Source organism: Rhabdaerophilum sp., assembly GCF_046092605.1.
In the GTDB taxonomy this organism is placed as follows: Bacteria; Pseudomonadota; Alphaproteobacteria; order Rhizobiales; family Beijerinckiaceae; genus Rhabdaerophilum.
This window is the reverse complement of record NZ_JBJTDY010000195.1, coordinates 1-5987: the sequence shown is the minus strand read 5'-3', so window position 1 is coordinate 5987 and position 5987 is coordinate 1. Positions and strand designations below refer to the sequence as shown.

The window sequence follows — 5987 nt, the reverse complement described above, 5'->3', positions numbered from 1 at the left end:
TGCCGGTTTCGCCGATGAGCGTCAGAACGCCCCCGCGCGGCACTGACAGCGACACGTCATCAACAAGAGCAGCGCCGCTTCTGTCGTGGATCGAGAGATGGGCGATCGTGAGGGCGGCTTCGGTCATTGCGCACGACCCGTTGTATTTGAAGCAAGCGTTCGGCCTGCCAAAGTCAGGGTCAGCACCGACACAAAGATCATCACGCAAGGCGCGGCCATCTGGACGAAGCCCTCGGCGAGGAAGGGCAGCAGCTCGTTGATCATCGCGCCCCATTCGGGTGTGGGAGGCTTCAGACCAAGCCCGAGGAAACCAAGTGCCGAGATCGACATGATGGCCTGCCCGACGCCGAGCGTCGCCAATGGCATCACCGCGCGCAGCACGGACGGAAGCACATGGCGGGTGAGGATAGTCCGCTCCGGGAAACCCGCGAGGCGCGCGGCCTCGACGTGGCCTTCCCGGAGAACGCTCGTGGCCACTGCCTCGGTCATGCGGGCGTATTGTGGCCAGAGCGCCAGCTTGAGCCCGATCAGCATCGGCCAGATGCCGCCACCGAGGAACCCGGCAAACAGGAGCGCCAGCAGCAGGCCTGGGAAGGCGAGCATCAGGTCGGCAAGACGCATGATCAGCGCCCTGATAAACGCGCCGCCATTGGCCGCGATTAATCCGAGCGCGATGCCCACGCTGGACGCCAGCGCCACGCAGAGCACGGCAAGGCCCAGCGAATGCGGCGCGCCAGCCAGGATACGCGAAAGAATGTCGCGTCCAACATGATCGGTGCCGAGCAGGTGAGTGATGCTTGGGGCCTCCATGACCCGCATCAGATCCTGCGCATTCGGATCCAGTGGCGCCAGGAATGGTCCGGTCAGAGCGAGGCCAGCCAGCGCCAGCAGTGGCCAGATGGAAGCCGGCACGCTCCGCTCCCGAGCTGGCTGAAGAACCATGCTCATGCGCGCGCCTCCGCAAGACCACGCGGGTCGAGCCAGAGGCGCACAAGGTCTGCCATCAGACTGACGACGGCGAAGGCGAAGCCAACGATGAGGCCTGCCCCCATGATGATCGGCACATCGCGCGCAATCAGCGCCTTGACGAGCAGTTCGCCGAGGCCCGGGCAGTTGAACAGGGTCTCGATGACCACGAAACCGTCGATGACGAAGGCGAATTGCAACGCGGCGTAGGTGACGACGGGAATTGCCGCGTTGCGGACGCCGTGATGGCGGAAGGCGGCGGCCGTGGTCAGCCCCTTCACCCGCGCATAGGTCATAAAGAAGGCCGAGCGCACCTCGACCACGGCGTTGCGGATCACGGGAATCGAGAAGGCGACGAGCGAGAGCGCCAGCGTGAAGGCCGGCAGGACCATGTGCGCGCCCGTCCGGAAGCCGGCTGGCGGCAGCCAGCGCAGGGTTAGCGCAAAGAGCGTGATCAGCCCGATGCCGACCAGGAAGCTGGGCAGCGAGGCGAGCGTCACAGCCAGCGCGTCGGTCGCACGGTCGATCATGCCGCCCGGCCTGAATCCGGCCAGGATGCCAAGTGGCAAGGCGATCAAGTAGGAGAGCAGCCAGCCGATCAGGCCGAGCTGGAGCGTGAACCGGGCATGATAAGCCAGCTCCTGGGTGACGGGCTTGCCAGACAGCAGCGAACGGCCGAGATCGCCTTGGGCGAGGTTCCCCATCCACTGGCCGTACTGAACGATCAGCGGCCGATCGAGCCCTTCCTCGCGGCGGATACGATCGGCTGTCTCGGGCGTCACCCGTTCATCGCCGACCCGGGCTGCCGCGACACGGAGCGCGAGGTCGCCCGGCAGCGCATGCACGAACGCGAAGCAGAGCGAGGCGAGCACCGCTGCCGTCGCCAGCGCTTGGCCGATCCGAAGCATGATGACGCGCAGGACAGCGTTCATGCCTGCAAAACCTTGAGCCGCGTGCCGATCCGGTCGGCGAAGGCGACGCCGGCCGCCGCGATCACGATGAGCAGCGCGCCGAGCAGGCTGATCGGCTCCGGCCAGAGCGCGAAAACGGCGAGGTCGAACAAGATGGCCCAGATCATCGCCGTGTACTCGAACGGCGCCAGCGTCGACACCGGCGCGCGGGCGACGGCTTCCGTCATCGCGATATGTGCGAAGCCGCCGAAGAGGCCGGAGGCGATCAGCGCGAGGAGCGCCGTCTGCCCGACATCGGCCCAGCCGATTGGCCAGGTCGCAAGCCCGCAGGCCGCGCAGACCACCGCGAAATAAAAGGCGATCGCCGCCGGCGCTTCAGTCGCGGTCAGGCGTTTGATCTCGGTCTTGGCGAGCGCGGTGGTTGCGGCGCAGGCGAGCCCAGCGCCCACGCCGATCAGCGTGCCGACCGCGAGTTCCGGCCCCACCATTGCCGGCCAGAGCATCAGCCCGACGCCGAGGAAGCCGAGAAGCGTCGCAGCGACCACGATGATCCCAGGCCGCTCGCCGAGCAGCGCTACCGCGATCGGCACCACAATCAATGGCGCGAGGAAGGATAGCGCCGTCGCCAGCGCCAACGGCAGATGGGCGATCGACAGAAACGAGAAGAACATCGCCGCGCAGCCATAGAGGCTGCGCTTGACGTGCCCCAGCGGCCGTGCGGTCTTGAGTCCATGGCGAAGTTGGCTGCGCCAGGCGAGATAGACGAGGATCGGCACGAGTGCGACCGCGCTGCGCCAGAACACGATCTGGCCGACCGGAGCCTCCACCGAGGCGATCCGCACCGACAGGCTCATCAGCGAGAAGAACAACGTCGCCAGAAGGCGCAAGCCGATGCCTGCGCCGACTGAGCCCGATGATGCCGCTGATGCGCTCAAGGTCCGCCCGTCCCCGTCAGTTCAAGCTGACTTTGTGCAGCATGTAGCGCATCTCGTACGGGTCGATGACGAGGCCCCGGACGCGCCGATTGACCGCGACCGTGTGCTCAAACCACGCAACGGCCGCGACGGGGACCTCATCCTGAATAATCTTCAGGATCTCGCGCCGGAGCGTGGCCTTGCGGCTCTCGTCGAAGCTCTGGACATATTCGTCCGTCAGCGCCTTGATGTGGTCACGGCCGGGCCAGTTGAGCGTGCCCCAGGTCGAGCGCTCGCGGGTGAAATCGGGGATGATGGTGGCGATGACCTCCGGCACGTTGACATAGGTGCGCGCGAACATCGTCATCTGCATCGTGCCGGCCTGGATGGCGGCGGGGATCGCCGCCGACGGGCCCGGCTCGACAGCTAGCTCCATGCCGATCGCCTTGAGCTGCGCCTGCATCGCCGTACCCATCACGGTGAGCTCGGGGCGGTTGGCGATGGTCAGCATTGTGGCGGCCAAGCGCACGCCGTCCTTGGCGCGCACGCCATCGGTCCCGCGCACCCAGCCAGCCTGATCGAGGAGTGCGTTGGCGCCGGATACGTCGAAGGGATAGGCCGGCAGCGTCGCGTCATGCCAGTCCGGCACGGCTTCCGGGAGCAGCTGGGTCGCGGCCGAGCCCGGATGACGCAGGACCGCCGCCGCGATGCCGCGGCGATCGATGGCCATGTTGATCGCGCGGCGCACGCGCACATCAGCGAACTGCGGCAGGCCGGAATTGAACGCCATCGCCCTCACGCGGGGGATGGTGAGGCTCTCGACCTTCATCTGGCCGGCGGCATCGATGCGCGGCGTCGCGGCCGGCACGGTGGTGAAGATGATGTCCTGATCGCCAGCGATAGAGACATTGGTGCGCGTGTCACCGTTGGGAATGGCGGTGTAGCGGGCGCGGGCAACCTTTGGCTTCTCGCCCCAGTAGCGGTCGAAGCGTTCAAGCTCGAGCACCGTCTTGCCGTCGATCGCTGTGATGCGGAACGGGCCGGTGGCGATGACGCGGGAGACCCTACCATCCGCCCCCCATGAGGCCGGTGCGAGAACGACGGAAGCATAATCCACCAGCACCGCCGGCAGTTGGCTGAACGGGGTCTTTGTCTTGAGAACCAGCGTGTCGCCTTCGGTCGAGAGGCTGTCGACGGGGATCTGCTGCATGCTTTCGCCGGCGAGCGAACGCCTGAGGCTCGCCGCCGCCGCCTCCGCCGTCACCGGCGTGCCGTCGTGAAAGACGACGCCCGCACGGACCTTGAACTGCCACGTGAGTTTATCGTCGCTCACGCTCCAGCTCTCGGCGATGCCGCCGACCAGCTTGCCATCGGGCTCGACCATCACCAGCGTCTCGGCGATCTGCATCCGGGCCATGATGTAGCCGATGTCGGTCGGCTCGTTGGAGGTCCATTCCCAGGGCGAAGCGACGCGCAGGACGCCCGCTTCTTGAGCGAAGGACTGCGATGGCAAGGCTGCGGCAGCGACAGCCGATGCCGTCAATGCGAGCGCCGAGCGGCGCGTGATCGAGAGTTTTTCGGTCATGAGAATCCCCGGACTGTTTGGCTGTGGTGATCAGGTGGCTTGGACAGCTGCGGGCCGGTGCTCGACCTGTCGCGCTCCAGTTGTGAGCGGTGGCACCCGGCCGAGAATACCGGCTTGCAGGACTTCAGGTCGCTCGAAGCGTTCCAGAAAGCCGTCCGGCTTCGCGCAATAGAGGGCGAAGGCGTCCAGCACGGCAGGCCCGTCGCGCGCAGGGTCGAGATCGCCGAACAGATAGGTGAAGCGGCCTTGTCCGGAGAAAGCCACGACGCAGGGCCGCTTGCACTGGCTCATGCAGCGGACATCGCGAAGCACCTCCAGATCGATACCCCGCCGCAACGCCTCCGCTTCGATCGCATCGGCGAGATCGGCTCCGGGGCGACGCGCATCGGCGTTTCCCAGCCAGCCCTCGGGCCTGCAGCGAAAACAGATGGACAGGCAGGCGTCTTTGGCGGCATCTTTCACGCTCATGCCGCCTGCCGCTCCCAGTTCGGGAAAGGATCGGGCAGATGCCTCCACGCGTCTGGCGTGAAGCGGTCGACCATGCCCGTGAGCGCCGCATCCAGTTCGGCACGTATGGCGGCTTCGTCCATCTGGTCGGCAAGGCCGATGAAGACGATCTCCTGACGGCGATCGCCAAACGTCTTGTCGAAGTAGGGCTTCATGCTCTCGCGCCACTCGGCGCTGTCGGGCCAGCGCGTTTTCGGCACCGCCGCCCACCATAGGCCTCGCTTCGAGGTGCGCACCAGCGCGCCGGCCTGGGCGAGTTCGCCCACGTAGTTCGGTCGGGTCGCGAGCCAGAAGAAACCCTTGGCGCGGATGACGCCGGGCCAGGGCTTGTTGACGAAGGCATTGAAAGCCATCGGCGCGAAAGGACGCCGGGCGCGATAGACGAAGGATCGGATGCCGTATTCCTCGGTCTCCGGCACGTGGTTCTTGAAGCCGTTCAGTTCCTTGAACCAAAGCGGATGGGTCTGCGCGCGCTCGAAGTCGAACAGGCCGGTGCCGAGCACCGCAGGGAGCGGCACGCGCCCGTAGTCCGCTTCGATGATGCGCGCTTCGCTGTTGAGCGCCGCGATGATCTTGCGGGCAAGGTCAAGCCGATCTTTAGTCGCCGTGCCCGCCTTGTTGAGGACGACGACATCGGCGAACTCGATCTGCTCGACGAGGAGATCGACGAGCGCGCGATCGTCTTCCTCGCCCGCCGTCTCGCCGCGGTCGCGCAGGAAATCCTGGCTCGAATAATCCTTGAGAAGGTTCACCGCATCGACGACCGTGACCATCGTGTCGAGCCGGGAGACATCCGAGAGAGACTGTCCGTCTTCGTCGCGGAAGTCGAAGGTGGTCGCGACCGGCAAGGGCTCGGCAATGCCGGTCGACTCGATCACGAGGTAGTCGAAACGGCCATCCTCGGCGAGCCGGCGCACTTCCTTGAGGAGATCGTCGCGCAGCGTGCAGCAGATGCAGCCATTGGACATCTCGACGAGCTTTTCGTCCGTGCGTGAAAGACCGCCATCCTGTTTCACGAGCTCGGCGTCGATGTTCACCTCACTCATATCATTGACGATGACGGCGACCTTCATGCCCTCGCGGTTGTTCAGGATATGGTTGAGC

The 5987-nt window shown here is 65.9% G+C and carries 6 protein-coding genes; all 6 read right to left on the bottom strand.

Annotation, left to right across the window (positions count from 1 at the left end; all coding sequences use genetic code 11):
- Positions 1-123: 123 nt before the first annotated feature.
- Entirely contained in the window at positions 124-948 is an 825-nt protein-coding gene (locus ACKODO_RS15470; protein ID WP_408984340.1) for an ABC transporter permease, read from the bottom strand.
- Positions 945-1898 (bottom strand): ABC transporter permease, encoded by a 954-nt coding sequence (locus ACKODO_RS15465; protein ID WP_408984339.1) that lies wholly within the window; start codon positions 1896-1898, stop codon positions 945-947. Before ACKODO_RS15465 ends, ACKODO_RS15470 begins: the two co-directional genes overlap by 4 nt.
- Positions 1895-2764: a DMT family transporter gene (locus tag ACKODO_RS15460; protein ID WP_408984338.1), complete on the bottom strand. Its 870-nt coding sequence runs from the start codon at positions 2762-2764 to the stop codon at positions 1895-1897. The genes ACKODO_RS15465 and ACKODO_RS15460 overlap by 4 nt, the downstream gene beginning before the upstream one ends.
- Before the next feature lie 64 nt (positions 2765-2828).
- Positions 2829-4376, bottom strand: a complete 1548-nt coding sequence (locus ACKODO_RS15455; protein ID WP_408984337.1) for an ABC transporter substrate-binding protein — start codon at positions 4374-4376, stop codon at positions 2829-2831.
- Positions 4377-4406: 30 nt separating this feature from the next.
- Complete coding sequence (locus ACKODO_RS15450; protein WP_408915683.1) at positions 4407-4844, bottom strand: DUF1636 family protein; 438 nt, start codon at positions 4842-4844, stop codon at positions 4407-4409.
- Positions 4841-5987, bottom strand: a 1147-nt coding sequence (locus ACKODO_RS15445; RefSeq protein ID WP_408984336.1) for a GTP-binding protein, incomplete at its 5' end; no start/stop codon positions are given. The genes ACKODO_RS15450 and ACKODO_RS15445, both read right to left, overlap by 4 nt.